This is a genomic window from Bacillus cereus group sp. N24 (genome assembly GCF_016483345.1).
GTDB classification, from domain to species: Bacteria; Bacillota; Bacilli; order Bacillales; family Bacillaceae_G; genus Bacillus_A; species Bacillus_A toyonensis.
In genome coordinates this window covers 58,481-82,951 of sequence record NZ_JAEHCA010000010.1, presented here as the reverse complement: position 1 = coordinate 82,951, position 24,471 = coordinate 58,481, and the positions used below count along the sequence as shown (strand labels likewise).

Genomic DNA, 24,471 nt, shown 5'->3' with positions numbered 1-24,471 from the left:
AATGATGAATTTAAAACAACTTGTTGGCGAATATGCTGCTAACTTTGTAAAAGATGGAATGAACATTGGACTAGGCACAGGATCTACCGTATATTGGACGATACAAAAATTAGGTCAACTTGTACAAGACGGGCTATACTTTCAAGCTGTACCAACATCAAAGGAAACTGAAGCTTTAGCAAAGCAACTAAACATCCCGCTGATTTCTTTAAATAACGTACAAAGTCTTGATCTTACAATTGATGGAGCGGATGAAATTGATTCCGATTTACAGCTTATAAAAGGCGGCGGTGGCGCATTACTTCGTGAGAAAATTGTTGCCTCCTCCTCTAAAGAACTCATTATTATTGCTGATGAATCAAAACTTGTGGCTCGTTTAGGTAATTTCCCATTGCCTGTTGAAATTATCCCTTTTTCATGGAAACAAACCGAAAGTAAAATTCAATCTTTAGGGTGTCAAACAACGTTACGTATAAAAAATAATGGAACCTTTATTACCGATAATAATAACATGATTATCGATTGTATATTTCCTAATCATATATCTAATCCTGCTAATTTACACGAACAATTAAAAATGATTACTGGTGTAGTTGATTCAGGATTGTTTATAAATATGACAAGGAAAGCGATTATCGGTACTAAAAACGGGATAAAGGAACTATAATGAAAGCTGACTTTTTAAAGTCGGCTTTTTATTATTTTCTTCTTCTCTTTATAGGTATTTATTATGATATACTATGAAAACAAAAGCTGATTACACTAGAAAGGACTGAACAATTTGCAATCCAAACTCATAACAGAACTTACAGATTTAGAAACTGCCTTTCACATTCGAAAAGAAGTATTTATAAAAGAACAAGGTGTCCCTCTTGAAGATGAATTCGATACATTTGATGAAATTGGTGAAGAATGTAAACATATTTTAGTTTATTATAATGAACTTCCTGTAGGTACAGGTCGTATACGATTTGTTGATGGTGCCGGAAAATTAGAACGCATTTGTATTTTAAAAGATTATCGTACATACGGATTAGGTAAAGTAATTATTCAAACGTTAGAAGAAATTGCCCGTAGCAAAAAAGCTACAAAAGTGAAACTACACGGGCAAACACAAGCTGAAGGATTTTATAAAAAATTAAACTATCAAACTTCTTCCAATGTATTTATGGAAGATGGCATTTCACATATACTTATGACGAAAGTATTATCATAATAGAAAGGTTACTATATGAATCTACATTAAGTATTCTTATAGTAACCTTTTTTGTATCTTATTCGTTTTGAATTATTTTTGGTAGATATTCTAATATCATATCTATAAACCTTCAATTTGCTGGCAGTATAATGTTCCTACCGCTTTCGAGTTATTAAAACCAACGACCCGCAAGATGAAATTCTTGTACAAAAAATTTAATCCCCATGTATTGAGAGTCATACATTCATGTACCTAATAGTGACTTCTATATAAAATTAAAAATTGGTACTATTACACCTACCCCTGTATTGCTAGCCAATTTCAACATTTTTCAAGAGGACTATTTATATAGTTTTTATAATATATAACCTTTACAATTATTTAGATTGCATGATTTGGAATGCGGTATGCTATATTTTTTTCTTTAATGGTATTTGAACCCTCTGAATAAAGACCTATATCCCGTCAATATTCTCCTGTTTTCTCTTTAAAAACCTACCAAGTAGTTTGCTAATTCGGCTAGCTGCTTTTATTCTATATAAAATTAAAAATTATCCGTAATAGTAACACTTCTGCACTTTGTACTATAAATTTTCATATATTGTATTATGCTTGTCCAAAACGTGAGATTATTACTTACGTTATCTAAATGAAAGAAAGGAGTGAAAATATGCTCTCATCTAGTCGTAAATTCACGCACTTTAATTGTGGTGCACAAGCCCCTAGTACACTACCTGCCCTTGGTTTTGCTTTCAATGCTACTTCACCTCAATTTGCAACATTATTCACGCCACTACTATTACCTAGTACAGGGCCAAATCCTAATATTACCGTTCCCGTAATAAATGATACAATTAGTATTGGAACTGGTATTAGAATTCAGATAGCTGGCATATATCAAATTAGTTATACACTAACAATTAGCCTTGATAATGTCCCCGTAGCACCGGAAGCAGCACGATTTTTCTTGACACTAAACTCATCAACTAATATTATTGCAGGATCTGGAACCGCAGTCCGTTCTAATATTTTTGGCACTGGTGAAGTTGATGTATCCAGTGGTGTCATTCTCATTAACTTAAACCCTGGTGATTTAATTCAAATTGTACCCGTTGAAGTAATTGGTACTGTAGACATTCGTTCGGCAGCGTTAACGGTTGCACAAATTCGGTAATAAAAATACAATGTAAGCCGAAATATATTTTTATAGATTCGACACACATTTATATTAAATAAGCATATTTTATTGTATGGTGACTATCTAGTCATACAAATTTAAAGCTTTCATAGGAGCACACTTTAATGTGTGCTTTATTTTTAGTTAAAAACTAAAACATTCTCAAATAGTATACATATCAAATAGCGTTTTCAATTATTTACGATAGCGGATGTTAACCTTTTGTACAAGCACTCTTTCCTTTTGTTTAATAATATATATTGATATCTCAAAGAAAGGAGAGCAACATAAATATGGCTAATTACTTTTATAAAGATGGTAAAAAATATTATAAAAAACAATCACATTCGGACGATCAAAAAAATAACTGTTTTATTAAAACTCATACAATTGCTGGTTCTGCAGAAAATGCAAATGGAAATATACCTGTATCTGTTTTCCTTGAAACCACTGCTCCACAAACTGTATTCGAGGATTTCACAAACAATCATAATAAAACATTAATTCAGTTATTCGTCGTCGGAATGAGTGCACCCGTTCAAGTAACTATTCTCACAAGAAAATCTAGCCGCCCAATTACTACAACATTACAACCTGTTCAAACAAAAATATTTCAAGTTGAAGATTTTCAAAGTCTTACTCTTACAAAACAGGAAGGTTCTACTAGTATAGTTAGTTTATTTGTCCAAAAAACATTTTGTATTTGCTGTAACGATAATAACGATTCATGTGATGAATATTACCAAGATTATAATTAATAGATCCACTCACCAGAAGAACCCCTTTTATAAAGGGTTCTTTTTTTCACTCACCACATTTTTAAAAACATTTTAGAATCATACTCAACGATTTTTCTATACATTTCTCATTTCCCCTTTTTTTATTAAAATAACGCTTTTGTTTAATTACGGAATTTATCATCATTTAATGGAGGAAAGTAAAATTTATAAAAAAGACGACGCTGAATACGTCGTCTTTTTTATAAACAGAATAGTGAATTCTCAAGCTTCCTTTTTTGCATCAAAGCCCATGATCTTTTATTTCATTTTGAGATAAAACTTACACTGCTCTCCATAAGGATAAAGCATAAATCCAGTTTGGATCCCCATTTCCTTGATGATTTTGTACTGCTTCATACACTTTTCCTTCGTATAGGACTCTATCACCCTTTTTATACGCTTTCTTTGCATCCCACTCTCCATATGAAACGCTTTCAGTTTTTGTAGTAATTGTGAATATATCACTTTGTACGGATTCATTTCCAGCTACATCAACAGCTTTCACTACATATTTATAAGTCTTATTAGCGAGTAAATTATTATCCATATAAGAAGTCGTATTAGATGTTGCGATTTTTTTCATTGTTCCTTCTATTTCTCTATAAATATCGTAATGGTCTACACCAACATTATCGTCAGATGGACTCCACATTAGGTCCACACTTGACGCTGTCGTTCCCATACTATGTAATCCTTTTGGTTGTGTTGGTGCTTCTGTATCAGGAGCCTCAAATGTTGTTTTTACTGTAAGCGCTGTACTTTCTTTCGATACATTGCCAGCTGCGTCAATTGCTTTTACAGTATAAGAGTATTCTGTACTTGATTGTAATGTCTTATCAATAAAATGAGTGCCTGGTACGGTGTCAATCATCTCTCCGTTACGGAAGATTTGATACCCTTTTACTCCTACATTATCCGTAGAAGTGTTCCATGTTAGTTCTATACTATTCGCTGTTACTTTTTGTGTCTGAATTCCATTTGGAATACTTGGTGCTTCTGTGTCTGGTTTCACATTATTGATGAGATTTACATCAATTACATTATAGAACGCATTTGCTGTATCAGCTACATCCCATACAGCTAAAATCACATGGTAGCCACTACGATCCGTAGGTACATTGATTTTGTGTGCTACATTATTTGAAGCTGCGGAACCATCATGTTGTACAGTTCCAATTGGCTCAAAGTCTGCTCTTGTTAGTGCTTTATTTGGATTCCAGCCTATTTTAGTAATGTAGTAGTGCCATTTGCTTGTTAAATGTGGCGCTGTAAACTTCCAAGTAAACGTATTTTCTCCGCCAGTGATTGTATTTTTAAACCAACGGTCTGCTGTTTGTTGATCCAAAATACCACCAAATTTTCCGCCTGCAGAAGCGATTTGTCCATCAACTGGACCAGCTTGCGGGAATCCTTTTGGTGCTTCTAAGCTTTGTGGTTCATACATAACACTTCCGCAGTTTACATTTAGTGCACCATAAGTTGGACTACATAAAGCGGAACGGCTACCAGGCTTTTCAACAAAACCATGCGCGTAAGCATTTTGAGGAATAAGTGTCGTGCCGATAATTCCGGCTGTTAATGCAACAGCTCCTAGACTTTTTTTGTTCATTTTCATGTTCTGTAGATGTTTTAAAATTCGATTATTCATGTTCATGTCCCCTTCTTGTTATACTTCGTAGTGTATGTGGGCTTTGATGTAAAAGAATAACACGAGACAATATTGTAGTGTTGTATGCGTAAGTTATGCATACACCGTAGTAAAGAAATATTTCATTCCATGTGATATATTTCACTTACTGAATATATCATGACATAGAAATTACCTAAACACGTGCAGAAGTTGTGCAGAAACAGTGAAATTATTACTAACACATAAAACTACATCTTAAAATTATAAAGTAAAAGTTCGCAATAGCAATTATAAATCTTGTAAAAAAAGGCCAGATAAAAGCATTTTGTATACGCGGATGGATTGCACCAAGTCTTCTCGAAATATTTGTTAATCAACTTGATATGCATAGCGATGTAAGATTATATTTTTTGTAACACCCTTCCATTTCCATATTCAATATATGTCTCTATTGGATACGTGAAATTACTTATGTATTGCGAATAATCCTTAATGTTTCAAAATAGTTTCATAAAACTTGTCATACTCTTCATAGTATTGGATTTTTAATTTTTCTATTAAACTTGTATCTGGTGAAATAATTTCAATTACGTCTGTACTTATATACAACAAATAAGTATCGTTATAAAAAGAAATATAAGCTTGCTGACCACCATTAACGACATACTTGCAATACTTATATACTTCATCTTCATGGACACCTTTAATCGTAGTAAATATGATTGTACTTTCAAGATCATCAACGTCTACTTGCGTTTCGGTCCAATTTTTAATCTTCATGAACCTTCCAATTTTTGTTTTCTCCTTTACTCTCTTACTTTTACCATATGTTATATATCCGGAAATAAATGAAACGTCAATTGTATCGGGGCTTTTAAAAAGTTCAGTCAGTAGTCCTCTTAATTCCCTCAAATTCCCCTCAAATAATTCTATATCGAATCTAATTCTATTTTTTTCCTCCACTTGAAAAAATGGTGTAGCTGTCATATCTTCAAAATTCACATTTAATATTTTCATTATTTCCATATAATCAATTCCTCGCTTCATATACATAAAAGTGTCTACATCATTTAATATAGACACCCTTTCACATATATAGTTTTAATACCGGCCTGTAAATTTAAAGATTTCATCAACAGCTTGCTTATACCCACCTGATTTTCGGAGAGACTCCTTCAAATTCAAAGCAGCTTCTTTATATGATGGATTACTTAATACTTTTTCTACACTTTTACTAAGTTGATTCGCAGTTAATCCTTGCATTTGCAATTTAACTCCTGCTCCGAGACTCTCCACTCGCTTTGCGATTACTGGCTGATCTGCACTTTGCGGAATTACAACGAGTGGAACCCCGTTATATAGCCCTTCATGCATACTGTTCATCCCGCCATGTGTAATAAATAATTTTGTATATGTAAGTAGTTCAGCTTGCGGTACATAGTTTTTCACAATGAAGTTTTTAGGAATATCACCTAAATCACTTATTTTCGTTTTACTACCAATAGACATAACAATTGTATGTTTACTATTTTCGAATGCCTTCATACAAAGTTTATAAAAATTAATTGCTTCATTAAAAACAGTACCTAGTGAAATGTAAATCAGGATTTGTTCTTCAATTGAAGTATAATCAAAATCTTCATTTTCCCCTTGTGCAGAAATAGATGGACCTACAAATTTAAATGTTTCATTAAACGTATTACCAAAAGGTTGGAACTCCTTAATCGTATACACAATAGTAAGCGGTGCTGGATTACAGAAAACTTCATACGGTGAATTTATTTCAACACCATATTTTCCTGCAATTTCTCTAGTTAAGTTTTGAAAATCATTATGTATTCTATTCTGCACTTCCACTGGGATATTTTTAGAAAGATGGTCTAACATTTGTTTAAATGATTTTTCATCCTGCGCAAAAGATGTACAGGAATTTATGGCCGGAAGATTAAGAATTTGGGCAATTAAATGACCACAGCCAAACATAGAATCGTGGATCATGTAATCAAAATATTCTCCTTCAATTTGCTCTAAAACACTAGGTATTACAATATCTGCTGTATGTAGAAGGCCGTTTATTCTTTCCTGTAAATAATTTCGACCACCGGAAAGAAATGCTTGTATAAATTTTTGATCATCTATTGTTCGTACAGTAGCACCTGTCTTCTCAATACGCTCCCTGAAAGCCTCTATTGAAAAATAAACGACCTCTTCACCGCGAGAAATCAGTTCTTCTACAACTTGTAATGTTGGATTTATATGTCCTTCTGATCCAGCGTTAATGAATAAAATACGTGCCATTCAAAATACTCCTTACATTTTAAAATTTCTATGTTGTAAAGAGTATGGATATTTTCCATACTCTTCACGGTATTTTATGTATCATTTTCCTGCCCAATTGACCTAGCAAGCCTAAAACCGAGATCGTCTATATGAAATGTAGGATGGCTACGACGGCGACAAGTCGCACCGCAACCTCTAGCTGCTTCAGCCCAACTACCACCACGAAAAATTCGGTACGATCCGTACACTTTTTCATCATACAAATCATAGCACCATTCCCAAACGTTTCCTAACATATCATAAAGTCCCCATGCATTCGGCTCTTTTTTACCGACGTCATGAATTTGTCCAATTGAATTTTCATTATACCACGCTATTTTCTGAAGTTCCCCATATGTATATCCCGTCGTACCTGCTTTACATGCGTATTGCCACTCTGCCTCATATGGCAATCGGTAGCCGTCAGATTCTATATTACAACTAACCTTTTTTCCATCATCACTAATAGAATAATACGCTGTTAATCCCGCTTGTTTAGAAAGTAAATTACAAAAAGCAATTGTATCATTCCATGAAATATTTACAATTGGTTTATTACTATCTTTATCATTATTTAATATAGGATTTGTAATAGCATTATATATTTCCATTGTTACAGCATACTTTGCAAGAAGAAATGGTTTTATTTGAACTTGCCATTCTTTTTTTATTCGATCATCTCTTAATACTACCTCTCCTGCTGGAATTTCCATCATATTAGAATCAATCGAGCGAATGAATGTATTCAATAGTATCCCCCCATATTACTTCTTTTTAAAATCTAACTACTTATCTTATCGTACTTCTTCAAAAACCGTTTCACTTCATTTGGAGATTTTAAAATAATCACTTCTTTTCCTTTACTTAATTGATCTAGTCTTTTTAAAATGGTAGGTTTTTTCTTATTCGGATACTCCCATATCCATTTAAAGAATTGTAAATCAAGTCTTTCTTCACATCCGGCACCCATATCCGGTCTTGTTTTATTTCGATATTGTACAATTCTTTTAAAAGCACGATAAACACAAATCGTTCTATGAATATCAAGAAAGATAATTGTATCCGCTGCATTCAGTCTTAAATCCATCGTCCCGCCATAATTCCCATCAATAATCCACTTTTCTTCTTTAATTAAGTTTTTTTGAACTTTTCTTTGTTCTTCTCGAGGAACACCTTCCCAGTTCGCTTTCCAAAACAATGCATCAAGATGATGCACCTTAATATTTAGTTTATTTCCTAACTGCTTTGCTAATGTAGATTTTCCTGAACCACCAGAACCAATTAATATGATTTTTTTCATATTCATACGGTCCTTACTATAGATTCTTCAATATCTTCCTTATTTGCAAAAATCCAGAAGAACATCTCTTCATTCAACTTTAATAAATTTGGTAACTGAACAAAATAAGTAATAAAGATAACTTGAATAGAAAGCATGACATACCAAATGGATTGCAGTTCTTCTCTCGTTAAAATGCTTTGTTTATAATATCCTTCAAAGATTTTGCTGACAATATGTAACCATTTCCCTCTTCCTGTTTCATCACTAAATAGCTCACTTAATATACTTGTACAGCAGTAGCATAAATCGAATACTCTTACATTGCTTTCTAAAAGTTCAAAATCTATAAATCCTTGAAATTCATTATCATGAAAAATTACATTCGATAAGTGCATATCACGATGAATAATTTGTTTCGGTAGTGGGTGAACCGTTTCCTTGAAAACTGTACGTATTTGATCCATTTTTCGAACGACATTCCGATGGACAGATGCATTCTTTTCTAAAATTGGTAAGGCCCATTCGTATACCACTTTATACAATTCTCTTTTTATTAACTCGTTAGCACTATTCACTGAATGTAGTGCTTGATGTAAATTAGCTATCTTCTCTCCAATTGTACTTCCTAGCTTTTTTAGTTTTTCTGTATCTTTTATTTCTAATACACTCCCACCAATATATTCGTACAAACAATAATATTTCTCTTTATAAAATACGTACCTTTCATCATTTCTCGTTTTTACTAGTTTTTGTACTTTAACTCCTTTTTCATCAAGCTGTTCTAATACATTTAGTTCAACTAGAAACTGTTTTATCGATCTCATTTCCTTTAAAATATACGCTTTATTATTACAATGAATCTTCGTTACATTTGGTTGAACTTCAGTAGTTGTGACATCTTTATCTTGAAACCAAAACTTTGCAATTTCTAATATATCCTCCATATATAAATACCCCTTTTAAAATTCACTTATTTCTTCCGTAACATAAATTCACAAAGCATTCCCACTCCAACACCAATTGTATAAGCAACTACATCACTCCACAAAAATCCGTAACCTAAAACGAGTCCACCTATAGTCGTTGCACGAATATTATCAATCCAAGGTGCATGGTACAATTGGCTAATTTCAATCCCGTAGCAAAATATTAAACTCATAAAAGCTAATTTCTTCGTTTCTATTTTAGGAAACAAAAATCCGAATCCAACGAAAATCATTAATGCCCATAAAGCATCACCTAAGTAATCATTTAATAAATGAGGTAACGCAAAAGCAAACTTTCTAGAACTAAGACCTAACATAATAACAACTATAGTAAATATTACATATAGTAATTGATTTCGTTTTATATTCATTTCAAAAGCTCCTAATTCATTATGTAAAACTGCAAATAGCTAGTAAAATACAATCATTTTACTAGCTATATATTACTTGCTTTCATAATAAGAAAATGTGGATTTGTACTTAAATAATGATATGATTTTCTGTCTACTTCTCTCATCTTTTCAATCGGCTTCGGTTCCACTATTTTTTCTAATACAAAATAGTTTGTTGTTTCATTGATTATGTCTTGGAGCGACCTCCTAAAAAAACTAACTTCTATTGTAATATTTGGTTTAACCCAAGTATCTACTAATAATTGTTTTTCAAAATAATCTTCACATGTAAACTTTGTGAAATCCATAAAAGGATGATGAACGGAATATATAAGTTCTCCACCCGGCTTCAATACGCGCTGAAATTCTTGAAATACTTGCGTCCAATTTTCTAAGTAATGAAGAGTTAACGAACTTACAATGATATCATACGTATTATTTTCAAATGGCAATGTTTCTTGCAAATCGTGACAAAGGAACGTTGCTTTTTCTCCCATACTTTCTTTTACGGCTTTTACCATTTCAGGACTTATGTCAATTGCTGTAACGTTAGCCCCTCTTCCTACGAATTGAGAAGTATACCATCCAGCGGCACATCCAGCATCTAGTATTCTCTTCCCTTCTAGTTCCCTTGGAATAATCTCCATCATCGCAGGTCTTTCATAATAACTATTATATGGATTTGCCAAATCTATATTTTCTTTATATGTACTCGCTAATTTATCATACGTATCTTTGACTGCGTCTTTCATTATATCCACCCCTAATACATATTAATCCATTAACTCTTGCTGCTTTTTCTTTGAAAATGATTGTAGTACTAACTCATACGACCAATCGATCATTTTATTAATTTGCTCCTGTTCTACTCCCTTATGTATATACACTGTATTCCAATGTTTCTTATTCATATGATACCCTGGAATTATTGTGTCTGGATAATCTTCTCTTATTCGTAAAGCGAGCTCAGGATCACATTTTAATGTAATCGCAGCTTTTTCACCTTCTTCATGGTTCACTATCGCAAATATTTTATTATTGAGTCTCATACATGTTGCACTCCAGCCATTTGGAGAATCCTCTGTCGCTTTTCTTTTTGATAAACAATATGCTCTCGTTGCATTCATTTTAAATGGCACCTCTTATTCTTTCACTATTTGATTACGATGCATCACAATTTGCTTCGTCGCTTTAAATTGCTGTTCCCCATAAAAATTTATGAGTTTCTCTCCGCAAAATAGACTAACAATATCAATATGAGATATCTCTTCCAGTAACATTGTAAGCATATTCTCTCCAATGCCTTTATTTCTTACACCTTCATGTACGACAACATCTTCTATGTACGCTCGAAAAACACCATCTGAAACGACTCTAGTAAACCCAATTAACTCATTTTCTTTCCATACCCCAATTGCTATGCTATTCTTTAACATTTTTTCAATATCGATTTCTTTTCTTTCTGGCCACCAACCGACAGAGTCGTAAAGCTTCTTTATTTTCTCTGCACAGATTGGTCGTTCATGTTGTAATTTATACGTGTACATATTCTTTCTCCCATCAACTAGTATACATAATATTATTATAATCTCTTTTCTAAAAAGTGTTGACTATACCCTTTCGGGTGATCTTCAACGACACCATATTCTCGGTAACCGTGCTTTTTATAAAATTCCGGTGCTTGGAAACTAAATGAATCTAGTAATATGAGTCTACATCCTTTTTCCTTCGCAATGTCTTCGATTTTATGTATCAGTTGACTTCCATAACCATCATGACGAACGGATTCATCAACCCATAAAAAATCGATATGAAGATGATAAAAATACATCGTTCCTGTTACGCCGCCAAAGATTTTCCCTTCCTCATCTTTCACTACAAGGCTTACTTGTTCCATCGGCTGCTTTACTTCATCTGTTAAGATGGACATATTATATTGAATGACTTTATTTCTAATGTATTCTCCTTCATTACGAGTACCATTCTCTATGTGTTTCATATATATTTCTTCCTTTCAACTTAGTAAATTGCATCTAATTTTTATTTCGCCTTTTTAAAATACTAATGAATACAAATCCACCATATGTAACAAAACATGAAAAACCAATTATCCCAGGTACAGAGACATAGCCTGTTCGTACATAACTTATAGCTGCAAAGCTAGTAATTAACATTAAAATAGATGGCCAAAATATTAGAGCCGTTTTTCTTCGTCTCTGTTTCGATGTACGTTCTTTCTCTTCAGAAACACGTGTACCAAAAAGCAATACAATACAAATAAGAATCGCTGCAAAGTAAATGGTATCTAATGACAAATTGTGATCATATAGTGCGATTCCAACTTCAAGAGCAATAATCGTTACAATTAAAATAATAATTGTTGAAGTCTTTAAGTTTCGTTTCAATCGCTCACTCCTAGCATGCTTTCACTATATGCTTTGTAAATGTATTTCAAAGCTGTTGCAATAGTTTCATCAACCTCTATATTATGAACTCGCTCGGGTAAATCTTTTCCCCCAATTACATAAAGAAACGGGAATTCGTTAAACATTCCCATTATACCAATATTTATTGTAGCTGTGGGCAATCCACCTGTCATATGAGCTAAATGAAAATACGGTATACTTTCATAATCCCCTTGTTGTCTTACCATTCCATTGATAATTGGTTCCCATACTGCTGGTTCTACTTTATAGCCTTGAAAAATATGTACTAAAAGCGAAAGAACTTGATTTAATTCTCCAATATTTTTCTCATCTCTAGCATTCTCTTGTATATAAATTTTTGAAAAATACGTTTGAGCATTTATTTTCACAGCATCCCATCCACCGCAGTGCTTTACAACCGAGTGAGCAATATAACTGTCGTGACAAGCTATCATCACTTCTACTGCTTTACTAAGTGTTAAAGTACTTCTTCCTTGTAGATGCGGATATAACTGTGCACTATCTTCATGTGGATGAAATTTAATGTGATGAAGTATATCATTCCAATTACGTTTATTTTCCTTCACCATTTGTGCTGCTACAAATCCAATTACTACTTTTGCTGCCGATGCTAATGGAATATATAATTCACTATTATATGAAATAATTATACATTCGTTTTTTGTAGAATAAATAGCTACTCCTACATGACCAACTTGTATCTCTTTCATTTTTTGAATGACAGTTTCCATTTCCATTCCTCTTTTCACATCGTTATATCACCTTCTAATAATTCAATATGGAATATAAAAAACCTTTTTTGACAGGTTATATTTGTAATGACAATTAGAAAAAGGTAGCATGAATTACTCCTTGCTACCTAAAACATTCATTTTCACGAAAAACTTCTAATCTTCTATAGGATTTTCAGGCCCGTTAAGCTCCAATTGATAAAAGGCTAAATCTAGCCATCTATTAAACTTATAACCAGCTTTTTGTATTGTTCCGGCATGAACAAATCCATAATTTTGATGCAAGGCTATACTTTTCTCGTTTTCCGCATCGACTCCAGCAATTAAGGTCATATATTCTCTTTCTTTTGCGGTTGCGATTAATTTTTCCATCAAAGAGGAGCCAATTCCATTTTTTCTATATTCCTTATCAACATACACAGAATGTTCAATTGAATATTTGTAAGCAGGCCACGCTCTAAATGAGCCGAATGTCGCAAATCCTACTACTTTATTATCTAGTTCGTATACGAAAATTGGATAGCCATCAGCCTTTTTTTGTTCATACCAATCTATTCTATTTTCAAGGGTTACAGGTTTATATGCATATACAGCTGTTGTATAAAGTATCGCATCGTTATAAATGTCTAAAATATATGCTACATCTCTTTTCGTTGCTTCCCTGATCATCGTTTTCTTCCTTTCCTAATGTTAATCTTCTTTCGCTATCTTTTTAATAATTTTATTTTACCGAAATTTCTGTTTTATTTCCGCATACGAATATTTGCTTTTCTGAAACCATCAAATATATTAATCGCAGCGGACAACGTATAAATGATAATTCCACCGCCAACTAACCACGTATTAAATCCTTCTGGGGAAATAGTAAACACATTTGCCAAATACGTAATAAATCCTTCGTTAAATATATGTGGATTTACTACAATTACAATGAATACTATCGTTCCGACTACTTGAAGAATACCATTTCCGATTGCCAATCTTTTCGTCCATTGTCCTTGTACTAACTTATAAAGAGATATAGCTACTTCAAAAACGATCATAACCAAAATAATTGGCCAATATTGAAGTAAAACATCTTGATTAAACGTTGGCGCGATAAACTTCAGTCCGTTTTCCGTACCATTATATACGCCTACAAGATGGTTCGCATAAAAGTAAAGGGTAGCCCATATTGCTGTCCACATTAAACCTCCAAAAACTTCAAACTTTGAGATTGCCTTTTTCTTCGGGATATACGAGATATTTTTCAAATCATCTGGCGTCCATTTTTTTAAACTTGTTGTTAATGGGTGTGGATCCTTTTCTTTATCAGTTCTTTCTAAAACAGCAAATACAAGTGTCAACCAGAAAAACACATGGAGGCCTACTTCAACAATTTCCCCAATGCCTTTACCTATCAATTTTAAAATAACATCTAATACTACTTGATTACCAGTATAGCCTATAAAATTTTCTGCAACCATTGCAATGAGTGCGATAACAGCTGCAATTGGTATAATCATTTTTAATAACGTCGTATATACATCAAAATAACGTGGTCCAATTAAATGCATCGGTCTATCCAAATACCCATTAGCCAATGAAACCGGACTTCCCAATTTTTCGAGAACGCTCTTCACATCATCTTCATTATAATCGTCTGGTAACATATCCTCTATTGTCGACCGTAGCTCAAGCGTAATATCTTCACGATTTTTTTCAGGTAATCTCTTCGCCACTTCTTGGACGTACATATCAATCAAACTCATTCTCGTCCTCCTCCTTTAATAGGTTATAAAGTTCTTTCGAATCCTTTATCCACTCCTTTTTCAATTGTAAAAATATCTCTAGTCCATATTCACTTAAAACATAATACTTACGAGGTCTACTCTCCGTTTTATCCCAACTACTCGTAACTAGTTTCTGCTTTTCTAATCGACGAAGTAGTGGATATAAAGTACTTTGATCAATTGTAATCCCTGATTGCTCCAATAATTGGACAAGTGAATATCCATACTGCGGCGTTCTTAATTGACTTAAAACCGCTAATGTCAATGTCCCTCTTCTTAACTCAGTAATTAATGAATTTAATAAAGTATCCATTCACCCACCTCATTTTTATTACTATATGTCATACAGTATGTGTTTTATACTATGTATCGTACAGTATTTGTGTGACAAAAACAATTATCATTTACCAAAAAACGGATAAAAAAAGCACAAACTATACGATTTGTGCTTTTCTAGCTAACTTATATATTTATAACACGCTTAACTTTGTACCTCTGGTAATATAAACTCTCCTTTTTCTTTAGGAAATGGGATAACCCCTACAATCGACTCAACATTGATTACTCCATATACATGCGGGTATTCTTGACCATTTGAAGCAAGTTCATATTTTATTTCTGCTTTTACCAAGGATGGATTTATTGTAAGTAATAAAACCTCTTCTTCATGAAAGAAATGTTTTTCTGCAACCTTTAAAGCTTGTTCAAATAATGAACAATGAATAAACCCCTCTTTTATAAGTGACTCTTCATGAATTTCTCCAGTTGTTTTTGCGATTTCCCATTTTCTTTTTGTTATTACTTTTGTAATCATAGCTTTTCCCCTTTTTTAATATATGTAATGATATAATAACACTAAAATTTCCAACAAATGATTAGTTGATTGGAGAATCTTAATGGATAAAAAATTAGAAGAGATCATTGTAAAATCATTTTTTACTAAGCGCCTTCAAAATAGAGTACTATTTGAGCTTTCTTCTTCAAAAAAACGTAAAGATGCGATCGGTCGACTTTGCCATAATTACAGAACTACGTTACGTGAAGAATATATGATTGAAATTCCTAAGCCTAATTATTGTCCAATTGATATAGGAGATCTGTTAAAAAAACATGGGGCTGTTGATTCTTGTTACGCCATATCATGGGACACAAAAATCGATGGAAAAACACTCCCTTTGCTGGACGCATTAGAGGCTGCTGTTGGAATGGGAATGCCTTCTATTCTATACTCAATTACAAATCAAGTTGCGTATTTTGAAGCAGAACAAGAAACACTTCCATCACCAAGATTTATACTTAAACGCACATATTAATGCATATAACTCCATTGCACTTTTTTTACTTTATTATATTATTTAAATAACCGCTCAGGTCGTTAATTCATCTAGCTTTTAAATATAAAAAAGAGGATTTTCATACCCTACTAGAAAATCCTCTTTTTACATTTATTTTAATCCTTTAATTAAAGGCGACGCTTCACCGCTATGGAAAATCCATAAATCATGCAGTGATCTCGTACATGCGACATACAGTAACTTCGCATCATGCTTTGTATTTTTATAATGGTCTTCATCAACATCCATTAGAATTACAGCGTCAAATTCTAAACCTTTCGCTAAATATACAGGTACTACTGAAATACCACCTTCATATTTACTTTGATTTGCTTCAATGACATTTACCGTCAATCCTGCATTCGTTAATTTCTCATACATACCGCGGCATTCATCATCTGTTCTACCTATTACCGCAATTGTTTTCACACCTTCATTTTGCAAATGCTTTATTGTCTTCAAAACTTCAGTGAATTGATCTTCTGCATGGATTACTTTTACGTCTTCACCGCTACGGAAAACTGGTGTTGCGAGCCCCACTGGTATTTCTGCATTTTTAATTATTTCATTTGCGAATTCAATAATTTCTTTTGTAGAACGATAACTTCTAGTCAATTCAAAATAACCTGTTTCTTGGAATACTTCCTTAAATGCGTTCCAATCTTCAATTCCTTGGTAATCATAAATCGCTTGCGATAAATCACCTAATATAGTGAAAGAATTACCTAGTGTAATTTCTTTTAATACATACACTTGAAATGGCGAAAAATCTTGCGCTTCATCAATAACGACATGGTGAAACTTCTGACCGATTTCAATACCTGTTATGCGATGATGGATGTAAATTAAGGCAGGTAAATCTTCTACATACACTTCTTTTTTACGACAACTCTTTTCTGTTTCTTTAACAAGTTCTTCAGGTAAAACTTCGAGTATTTCTTTACTTTTCAATATTGAACTATACAGTGAAAAAGCACTCATTTTTGGCCAAAACTTCATATATGTGTTCAATCTCTTAGTCGCTTCTTTTTTGAGCAATTTTTTCTCGTTCGTTTCCCCAAACTTTTTAAGTTCAATTTCAATCCAGCGCTTCATGCGGCCTACTAAACGTTCTCTTCTTTTCTTTAGTGGATAATGTTTATATTCAACTTGCATCCATTTTTTAATGTCTTCCACTGGAATAATCGCTTTATCCCACACCTCAAAATCGTTTGTCGGAACTAAGTCATTTTCAAATTGAATCATTCTCTCTTCAATAAACGCCTTAAATTCCAGTGTACCCTTTAATTTACCGAGCATTACCTTACTTTCATCACGATTAATTGAAAATGCTTCTTTCAATTTCTCTTCTGTTTGCTTTAGTTTCACTGAATCATCTAACGTACGCAATGCCCAATCTGGAAACGTTGTTTGACTAATATTCCCTACCCCTAATTCAGGCAGTACACTCGAAATATAATCTAAAAACAAGCTGTTCGGAGCAAATACAATCATTCTTTCTGCCTCTAACTGTTCACGGTATTCATAAATTAAAAAAGCAAGGCGATGTAAAGCGATTGTTGTCTTTCCGCTCCCTGCAACCCCTTGAATAAGTAATGGTAAATTTCTTTCCGCTCGAATAATATCATTTTGTTCCGATTGAATCGTTGAAACAATATCCTTTAGTTTATTATCTTTATTCTCACCTAATCGATATAGAAGAAAATCATCGGCATGCGATACATCTTCATTTCCTTTCACATATGTATCAACAACACGTTCAAGTTCTCTTTTACGAATGGAAATGTTTCGTTTTAAATACACATCACCTTCAACTAACCCATCTGGTGATTGATAAAACGCTAGTTCTTCTCCACCGGTAAATGAATAAAACATACTTGCGACAGGCGCTCGCCAATCGATAACAATTGGTTTCATCGTGTCCTTATCTGAAACACCTACTTTACCGATATAAATCGGCATAACTTGTTCTTTTCCATCCTCTTGAAAGTCTAGTCTTCCAAAATACGGCTCTTCCACACCGATACGTAAGTTCTGTCTATTTGACTCCCTCATGCTTTCAAGAATTTGCTCTTTAAAATCTTCTCCATAATAAACCGGGATTTTTTCAAGCTGTTCTAATTGATCATCCATCATATGTAAAGTATCCCTCATTTTTTGTAACTCATCTTCAAATATGTTGCTCATTTCGACGATTCCCTCCTGTCCGTTCTAATTTTTCAGTCGAAATACAATTGTATTAAAAATCCATTCGCAAAGTCAATAGTTCTAGTGAGAATTTTCTAAAATATAAAAGAGTAACCATTAATCCCTACTCTGCTTTGCTTTAATTCGATATAACATATTTAAAACATTCTTTATTAATTTGAGAAGTTCAATTAAAAGAAACAATAAAAAGCAGATAATGAAATATTTCATTATCTGCTTTCCAATTTTATATAGTTACTTCTATTATACTTTTTGATATAAAAGCCAATCCCCAGAATTAATCACTTTCTTTAACATCTTTTTATCCTGAGCAATATACACATACGCATGTATTTCCGTATCAGCAACATACACTGTTTGCGTTATTCGGTCATATAAATCAGTCTCTGCATTACCTGTATATTCTTCTAGTTCATCTAACTTATGCAAAACATCATCATTTACTTCATAAACTTCCCCATATACCTTTACTTCATTAGAACAAATCATGGCCGGATATCCTTCGTTTGTATCAAATAATTCCCCATACGTCCATGCTCCGTCTGCGATGCATGTTGCACCTTGCATATAATGAGCATTCGTTTGCCCTCTTCTTAACGTGCCATAAACGAAAACATGATACATAAATCCCTATCCCCTTTATATGTCTCTACTTTCTTATTTGTAAATAAGCACGGATCATAAAGTAACTCACTTCATTTGGAAGCTGTTCTTTAATAGATTTCAAACCACCTTCTGCATTTTGTACAGCAGTTTCTATAAGAGATTCATACTCTTTTGGTACAAAACTTTGCCAATCTACTTCCATCCCATCCTCAAAAGAGCGAATTAAATGGTTTTCAATTGTTTGTCTTGATAGATCACGTTCTTTTGCAATCTCATTTAGGTCAATTCCTTGTTTATACATTTCATACGTTTCCAAATGAGAATTCGCTGAAGCTTTTCCTGATTTTTTACGCTCAGAAACAACTTCTGTCTTAATTGTTTCTGCATAGTTTGGATTTTCATCAATAAAATGCTGAACTGCTTGTAAGAAGTGCGAGCCATACTTCACAAGTTTGTGTTCTCCAATACCTTTTACTGTTAACAGTTCGGAATCATTTCGCGGCATTTTGGCACACATATCTTTTAATGTTTGGTCAGAGAAAATAACGAACGGAGGTACACCTTCTCCTTGTGCGATTTCTTTACGTACTTCACGCAACACTTCAAATAAAGGATGATCTTGGACGATTTGTCTCGTCTCTACTCGTTCTTTTCGTAGAACATTCTCATTACCAAGTAATACTTCTTTCCCTTTTCCCGTTACTTTTAATGTCGGATACGTACCATGTTCAACTGCAATTAACTCATCTGAAATTAAAAACTCTATAAAGTCACTCACTTCTTTTACACTACGGTTTGATAAAAGGCCATACGTTGGTAACGTATGAAAATTAAATTCAATAACTTTCTTATTTTTCGATCCAGTTAATACTTGTGCAATCATTTGTTTTCCAAATCGTTGGTTCGTTCTAATCATACAGGATAAAACCATTTGTGATTCTCTCGTCACATCGATGCTCTCACGGTCGTCCGTACAATTACCGCAGCGTCCACAATCTTCTTTCGGTTCTTCTCCAAAGTATTGCAAAATGAATGATTGTAAACATTGTTCTGTATGACAGTAATCAGTCATATTTTGCAATTTTTCAAGTTCATTCGAAAAACGTGATTCTCCTGTTGATTGATCAATTAAAAAGCGTTGTACTTGCACATCTTGAGAAGAATATAACAAAATACATTCACTATCTAATCCGTCACGACCAGCACGTCCTGCTTCTTGATAGTAACTTTCCATATTTTTTGGCAGCTGATAATGAATAACGTAACGAATATTCGATTTATCAATACCCATTCCGAATGCAGATGTCGCTATCATTACACTTACTTCATCTCGTAAAAAGAGTTCTTGTTGCTCATTTCGATCATGATCACTCATACCAGCGTGATATTTTGATACCGAAACTCCCGCTTTCATTAAATCTTCATACAACTGATCAACTACTTTTCTAGTAGCTGCATATATAATCCCTGATTCCTTTTGATTTTGACGAATATAATCCGCTAAATAAGCATTACGATCCTGCCCTTTAATGACAGAAAATGATAAGTTCTCACGCTCAAAAGTTGTCATAATTGTATTTTCTTGATTAATTTCAAGCGTTTTGCAAATATCATCACGTACTTGCGGAGTTGCTGTCGCTGTTAACGCTAATACGAGCGGTTTTTCTGGGAGATAATCTAGTATACGATGTATATGTAAATAACTTGGACGGAAATCATGTCCCCACTGCGAAATACAGTGCGCCTCATCAATCGCAATCATCGGGATTTTCATATCGATAAGTTGATCAACAAACTCCATTGAATCAAGACGCTCAGGAGCGACATAAAGTAACTTATAATGCCCTTGTTTCGCTAATTGAATTCTATGATTAGCTTCTGTCATTGAAATAGAACTATTAATATATGTAGCGGATATACCGTTTTGTATTAGTGTATCTACTTGGTCTTTCATAAGTGAAATCAAAGGTGATATTACTAACGTCGTTCCTTCGAATACTAATGCGGGAATTTGATAACAAATTGACTTACCTCCGCCCGTAGGCATAATGCAAACTGTATCTTTCCCCTCTAATACATTTTTAATTGTTTCGTCTTGCCCTCTTCGGAATGACGAATAACCGAAATAAGACGCTAAAAGTTCTTGTGCTTTTGTAAACAAAAAAGATTCACCTGCTTTTCTTTATCTTTCATCTACTTCTATTATATCATCACTTATGCGACTTGAAAGCGATGAATAAATGCTTATTGTTTTTTCATTATTCTATATTTCTCCTCGTATTTAATATTAATTAGCATCGGTGTTTTGTATGTTTCACAACATTTAAAACATACATCCATTACACATGAAGAAAGCATTTCAATTTAAATATTCATTTTATTGCCCTTTCTTGAATACTACTAATCGTATACATATAAATGCAGGAGGTTACTATATGAAGCATCGTAATATGGGTTCCACCAAGGCAAAAACGAAAACAAAACAACTCCAATTCTCTAATAATGATGCGTGGAAATATGAATCATACTATAAATACCAGCCATTATTCTCTTATAAAAAGATTTTTAATTTTCTTTCTCAACTTTTTAGACGTTAATATATGCGTAAAAATATATCATTCACAGAAGGTTTCTCAATATGAAACGTATAGACTTACTACAATTCAGTTGTTATCCTATATAATAATCAGTTAGATAAACCCCTTAAATTGACCTGCTCATAATAGCAGGTCTTTTTCATGATTACATATTTCTGTGCACTTCAATTTCACTTCCAAGTCTTTTCTCCATTTTATAACCAGATTTAAATCCCAACAATTCATGATAATCATAAAAAGTAAAATATAAATTGTTCACATGTAATTATGCAATTCTTTTTTCTCAATACACAAAACGCATTTTACTTGTTACTATAAAAGTACTCCAGATGAGTTTTTGCTCATCTACATTATCTAGTTAATGGGGCCTGCCGCGGGAAGCAGGTCCCTTTGACTTTATTAAAGTTCCATTTTCATTTGGACACATTTACCAGGTTTTTTTAAAAGAATTTTATGATAATATTACGTAGTCGAGTCCGACATCTCGGCAATACCCTTTAGAGGCTCTGCAACTTCCCTTGCAGAGCCTCTTTTACTTTACATTCAATTTATTTATATATATCACAATATCATTCATTGAATTTCTCCATTTCAAATTACCTGAAAATTATCTAGGACACGTAACTAAAAATAAATCTTTATCATACTTTGAGTTATACATGTTCAAAGGAGTGTTACTTTTTATGTATTCTTATTGGCAATCGTATTACTCTCCCTATCATAACCTTTATGTAAACTATGATTTATCCGTACGTAACTACCGAATAAGTAAAAACGAGAATTTTTTAAAAGGATATATGCGTTCTTTATGGGAACAACACGTCGCTTGGACGAGATTGGCTATTATAAGTATTGTCTTTAATTTACCCGATGTTAACGTTACTGTTGGACGGCTTCTACAAAACGCAACACATATGGGACTATCACTTGAGCCCTTCTATGGCGAGGATGCAGTAAAGAAATATAGTGCATTAATTAAAGATCATTTAGTAATTGCAGCCGATCTTGTGAAAGCCGCAAAAGCTGGTGATCAAAATGCAGCTGCCGCTATAGAGAAGAAATGGTATGCTAATGGTGATGAAATTACTGAATTTCTTCACAGTATCAATCCATATATAGATAAAGAGGAATTTAGAAAAATGTTTTATGAACATTTAGCACTAACGAAAGCAGAAGCGCTTGCCTTCCTAAATAAAGATTATGAAGCAGGAGTAAAACTTTACGATAAAATTGAAAAAGAAGCATTAGAAATGGCCGACATGATAACAAACGCAATCGTAAAACAATTCCCGCAAGTATTTCAATAAACTGAGACGTTAACCAGTGATGGGTTTGTACATCCCCACCGATTACTAACCCAGACCAATCAGGGTTTCACGAGCATTTTATCTCCCGCCTAACTTCTCTACTTAAGCTGAATTTCGAGGTGTGATTCTTATTTCTCGTCAATGCGGGATAAAAATAAGCATAAGCCGATTTCAAAAAAACAAATCGGCTTATTTAGCTTTCTCTCAATGTTATTTCGCCTCTCCTCTTTACATTTAACGTATATCGATATATTTTATTTATATCCGTTTTTTATAGGAGGAAATAGTTTGATTAACGCCATTGGTCTCGTATTTATACTCACAAATAAACACGAGAAAAAGAAGAAAGTGTATTTGAATGAAAAATTTGCATTAATAGACATTATTGATTCTAAAGAGGTAATTGATGATGAAGGTAACTCATTAGTAGAACTCACTTGTAAATACAGTATATATTTAGATGAAAAATACTACTGTAAATCTCTCGATGATTATACTGGACAAGTATTCCCCTTTTTAAGCGCTAAAATAGGAAAAGGACTTCTTAGAAATTTAAATTATTACTTTTCTTACGTTGATGCCTATGATAAAAAACCACCTGTTAAAGAAATAAGACCGCTTATGAAACAAGTAACGAACAGATAACAATAATCATTCAAAAAGAAAGCATCTAACTTCTGATGTTTTCTTTTTTGAATCAACAACTCGTTGCCTTCCATCCTCTTCTAAATGTATGTATCCAGGCATACTTTAAATTAAAAACATTGGAGGATCAGACTGAATGAAATACTCAGAAACAATTGTTAGTAAAAGACTTCGAACACTAAAAATGTCTAGTATGTTTATCATGCTAGTTTTAATCGCCTGGCTTGGATATACAAAATTACTTTATGAAAATGGATTTCTTCAAGAAAAAAAGAATTCAGTAGAAGTAATGAATACTAGCATTACAGGAGAAATTGAACAGATTTTCCATGTGAATTTACAAGGTTATCGTAAAACAAACATTGATGCCGTTATAGCTGAAAGTAAAACCGACCCGAGCGAACTATCCTTACTTGAGCTCGTTAATACATCTTGTTCACGAGATTGCATAAGTGAACCAATAACATACGTAAACGCAAACAATGGCTATATTTTTTATAAAGAATCTGGCGGAACTAATGTAGCTATAAAAATTAAAAAGCGAGATACATGGGAAATTGAAAAAAAATTAGTTCAAGATGGAATATAAACTCATAAAATAAAAGAGTACGTAAAGTACTCTTTTATTATTAATACCCTTCCTGTTTACAATGGCATTTCGGTTTCTCTTTACAATGACATTTTTCGCAATCACACTTCGGCTTTTCCTTGCAACGACACTCGTCACAATCACATTTCGGTTTCTCTTTGCAGCAACATTCGTCACAGTCCCTGCGTTTACATCTACATCTTCCAAACATTAAATCATCCCAAAATGAACGTCCACAATGACAATGATTCCCCATGAATATGCTTCCTCCTCAATAGAATTCATCATATTCTATGTTTAAAAGTAGAAAAAGGCTTGTTTACTAGTCTATTTTCTACTTTTAAACAATAGTTTTTTAAGTATTACACTTTCTTAAAAATTTTCTATTAAATATTCGTAGGAAATATTGCAAATAAAAAAGCCCAATGCTTGGGCTTTACATTCATGTATATTTTCTTACTTCTCGTTCATA

At 33.2% G+C, this 24,471-nt stretch carries 30 protein-coding genes; 9 read left to right on the top strand and 21 right to left on the bottom strand.

What is annotated here, in order from left to right; all coding sequences use genetic code 11:
• Positions 1-4 precede the first annotated feature (4 nt).
• The 4 genes from rpiA (at position 5) to JDS95_RS16220 (ending at position 3,133) form a co-directional block, all read left to right on the top strand.
• Complete coding sequence (gene rpiA / locus JDS95_RS16235; protein WP_001050006.1) at positions 5-667, top strand: ribose 5-phosphate isomerase A; 663 nt, start codon at positions 5-7, stop codon at positions 665-667.
• A gap of 114 nt (positions 668-781) precedes the next feature.
• Positions 782-1,216, top strand: coding sequence for a GNAT family N-acetyltransferase (locus JDS95_RS16230; protein WP_001190874.1), 435 nt, complete (start codon positions 782-784; stop codon positions 1,214-1,216).
• Between the two features lie 652 nt (positions 1,217-1,868).
• Positions 1,869-2,372, top strand: coding sequence for an exosporium protein ExsF (exsF, locus tag JDS95_RS16225; protein ID WP_000953228.1), 504 nt, complete (start codon positions 1,869-1,871; stop codon positions 2,370-2,372).
• 296 nt (positions 2,373-2,668) lie between these two features.
• Entirely contained in the window at positions 2,669-3,133 is a 465-nt protein-coding gene (locus JDS95_RS16220; protein WP_000024960.1) for a hypothetical protein, read from the top strand.
• Positions 3,134-3,434: 301 nt separating this feature from the next.
• Here JDS95_RS16220 and JDS95_RS16215 read toward each other — a convergent pair whose 3' ends face one another.
• The 17 genes from JDS95_RS16215 to JDS95_RS16135 form a co-directional block, all read right to left on the bottom strand.
• Complete coding sequence (locus JDS95_RS16215; protein ID WP_199690674.1) at positions 3,435-4,802, bottom strand: lytic polysaccharide monooxygenase; 1,368 nt, start codon at positions 4,800-4,802, stop codon at positions 3,435-3,437.
• Positions 4,803-5,273: 471 nt separating this feature from the next.
• Entirely contained in the window at positions 5,274-5,810 is a 537-nt protein-coding gene (locus JDS95_RS16210; RefSeq protein WP_033661315.1) for a hypothetical protein, read from the bottom strand.
• A gap of 75 nt (positions 5,811-5,885) precedes the next feature.
• On the bottom strand, positions 5,886-7,082 hold the full coding sequence (locus JDS95_RS16205) for a macrolide family glycosyltransferase (protein ID WP_199690673.1): 1,197 nt from the start codon (positions 7,080-7,082) through the stop codon (positions 5,886-5,888).
• Between the two features lie 74 nt (positions 7,083-7,156).
• Positions 7,157-7,852: a formylglycine-generating enzyme family protein gene (locus JDS95_RS16200; protein ID WP_199690672.1), complete on the bottom strand. Its 696-nt coding sequence runs from the start codon at positions 7,850-7,852 to the stop codon at positions 7,157-7,159.
• A gap of 32 nt (positions 7,853-7,884) precedes the next feature.
• Positions 7,885-8,403 carry a DNA topology modulation protein gene (locus tag JDS95_RS16195; RefSeq protein ID WP_144467106.1) on the bottom strand — a complete coding sequence of 173 codons (519 nt, stop codon included), beginning with the start codon at positions 8,401-8,403 and terminating at the stop codon, positions 7,885-7,887.
• A 2-nt stretch (positions 8,404-8,405) separates the two neighbouring features.
• Entirely contained in the window at positions 8,406-9,329 is a 924-nt protein-coding gene (locus JDS95_RS16190; RefSeq protein WP_199690667.1) for a phosphotransferase enzyme family protein, read from the bottom strand.
• Between the two features lie 26 nt (positions 9,330-9,355).
• A complete protein-coding gene (locus JDS95_RS16185; protein WP_097837805.1) occupies positions 9,356-9,742 on the bottom strand; it encodes a ribosomal maturation YjgA family protein in 387 nt (128 codons plus the stop codon).
• A 65-nt stretch (positions 9,743-9,807) separates the two neighbouring features.
• Positions 9,808-10,515 (bottom strand): class I SAM-dependent methyltransferase, encoded by a 708-nt coding sequence (locus JDS95_RS16180; protein ID WP_098631748.1) that lies wholly within the window; start codon positions 10,513-10,515, stop codon positions 9,808-9,810.
• A gap of 21 nt (positions 10,516-10,536) precedes the next feature.
• Entirely contained in the window at positions 10,537-10,890 is a 354-nt protein-coding gene (locus JDS95_RS16175) for an MmcQ/YjbR family DNA-binding protein (RefSeq protein ID WP_000994632.1), read from the bottom strand.
• Between the two features lie 15 nt (positions 10,891-10,905).
• Positions 10,906-11,310: a GNAT family N-acetyltransferase gene (locus JDS95_RS16170; RefSeq protein WP_000288962.1), complete on the bottom strand. Its 405-nt coding sequence runs from the start codon at positions 11,308-11,310 to the stop codon at positions 10,906-10,908.
• Between the two features lie 35 nt (positions 11,311-11,345).
• Complete coding sequence (locus JDS95_RS16165; RefSeq protein WP_000680421.1) at positions 11,346-11,762, bottom strand: GNAT family N-acetyltransferase; 417 nt, start codon at positions 11,760-11,762, stop codon at positions 11,346-11,348.
• A gap of 34 nt (positions 11,763-11,796) precedes the next feature.
• On the bottom strand, positions 11,797-12,168 hold the full coding sequence (locus JDS95_RS16160; RefSeq protein WP_000828015.1) for a hypothetical protein: 372 nt from the start codon (positions 12,166-12,168) through the stop codon (positions 11,797-11,799).
• Positions 12,165-12,941 carry a serine hydrolase gene (locus JDS95_RS16155; protein ID WP_000450776.1) on the bottom strand — a complete coding sequence of 259 codons (777 nt, stop codon included), beginning with the start codon at positions 12,939-12,941 and terminating at the stop codon, positions 12,165-12,167. The genes JDS95_RS16160 and JDS95_RS16155 overlap by 4 nt, the downstream gene beginning before the upstream one ends.
• A gap of 156 nt (positions 12,942-13,097) precedes the next feature.
• A complete protein-coding gene (locus JDS95_RS16150; RefSeq protein WP_000617534.1) occupies positions 13,098-13,610 on the bottom strand; it encodes a GNAT family N-acetyltransferase in 513 nt (170 codons plus the stop codon).
• A gap of 74 nt (positions 13,611-13,684) precedes the next feature.
• Entirely contained in the window at positions 13,685-14,692 is a 1,008-nt protein-coding gene (locus JDS95_RS16145) for an HAAS signaling domain-containing protein (protein ID WP_000052361.1), read from the bottom strand.
• Positions 14,679-15,026 (bottom strand): PadR family transcriptional regulator, encoded by a 348-nt coding sequence (locus tag JDS95_RS16140; RefSeq protein WP_000380297.1) that lies wholly within the window; start codon positions 15,024-15,026, stop codon positions 14,679-14,681. The genes JDS95_RS16145 and JDS95_RS16140 overlap by 14 nt, the downstream gene beginning before the upstream one ends.
• Before the next feature lie 168 nt (positions 15,027-15,194).
• Positions 15,195-15,527 (bottom strand): DUF952 domain-containing protein, encoded by a 333-nt coding sequence (locus tag JDS95_RS16135; RefSeq protein ID WP_000629055.1) that lies wholly within the window; start codon positions 15,525-15,527, stop codon positions 15,195-15,197.
• A gap of 82 nt (positions 15,528-15,609) precedes the next feature.
• Here JDS95_RS16135 and JDS95_RS16130 point away from each other — a divergent pair, with 82 nt between their 5' ends.
• Complete coding sequence (locus tag JDS95_RS16130; protein ID WP_000358555.1) at positions 15,610-16,026, top strand: hypothetical protein; 417 nt, start codon at positions 15,610-15,612, stop codon at positions 16,024-16,026.
• Between the two features lie 132 nt (positions 16,027-16,158).
• Here the strand turns inward: JDS95_RS16130 and JDS95_RS16125 are convergent, their stop codons facing one another.
• The 3 genes from JDS95_RS16125 to recQ all read right to left on the bottom strand — a co-directional run bounded on the left by JDS95_RS16125 (position 16,159) and on the right by recQ (position 21,022).
• Positions 16,159-18,234: a HelD family protein gene (locus JDS95_RS16125; protein WP_000065184.1), complete on the bottom strand. Its 2,076-nt coding sequence runs from the start codon at positions 18,232-18,234 to the stop codon at positions 16,159-16,161.
• A 264-nt stretch (positions 18,235-18,498) separates the two neighbouring features.
• Positions 18,499-18,879, bottom strand: coding sequence for a gamma-glutamylcyclotransferase family protein (locus tag JDS95_RS16120; protein ID WP_000274912.1), 381 nt, complete (start codon positions 18,877-18,879; stop codon positions 18,499-18,501).
• A 25-nt stretch (positions 18,880-18,904) separates the two neighbouring features.
• On the bottom strand, positions 18,905-21,022 hold the full coding sequence (recQ, locus tag JDS95_RS16115; protein ID WP_085450257.1) for a DNA helicase RecQ: 2,118 nt from the start codon (positions 21,020-21,022) through the stop codon (positions 18,905-18,907).
• A 274-nt stretch (positions 21,023-21,296) separates the two neighbouring features.
• On the opposite strand from recQ, the gene JDS95_RS16110 reads away from it, so the two are divergent.
• From JDS95_RS16110 to JDS95_RS16095, 4 genes are all read left to right on the top strand, one after another.
• Positions 21,297-21,458: a hypothetical protein gene (locus JDS95_RS16110; RefSeq protein WP_000682735.1), complete on the top strand. Its 162-nt coding sequence runs from the start codon at positions 21,297-21,299 to the stop codon at positions 21,456-21,458.
• A gap of 683 nt (positions 21,459-22,141) precedes the next feature.
• Positions 22,142-22,765 carry an acetylglutamate kinase gene (locus tag JDS95_RS16105; protein ID WP_139823492.1) on the top strand — a complete coding sequence of 208 codons (624 nt, stop codon included), beginning with the start codon at positions 22,142-22,144 and terminating at the stop codon, positions 22,763-22,765.
• A gap of 288 nt (positions 22,766-23,053) precedes the next feature.
• Positions 23,054-23,410 (top strand): hypothetical protein, encoded by a 357-nt coding sequence (locus JDS95_RS16100; protein WP_000606238.1) that lies wholly within the window; start codon positions 23,054-23,056, stop codon positions 23,408-23,410.
• Positions 23,411-23,546: 136 nt separating this feature from the next.
• Entirely contained in the window at positions 23,547-23,999 is a 453-nt protein-coding gene (locus tag JDS95_RS16095) for a hypothetical protein (RefSeq protein WP_000877597.1), read from the top strand.
• On the opposite strand, the gene JDS95_RS16090 is transcribed toward JDS95_RS16095, so the two are convergent.
• Positions 23,979-24,206: a hypothetical protein gene (locus JDS95_RS16090; protein ID WP_023440958.1), complete on the bottom strand. Its 228-nt coding sequence runs from the start codon at positions 24,204-24,206 to the stop codon at positions 23,979-23,981. The two genes, JDS95_RS16095 and JDS95_RS16090, sit on opposite strands and share 21 nt — an antisense overlap.
• Positions 24,207-24,471 lie beyond the last annotated feature (265 nt).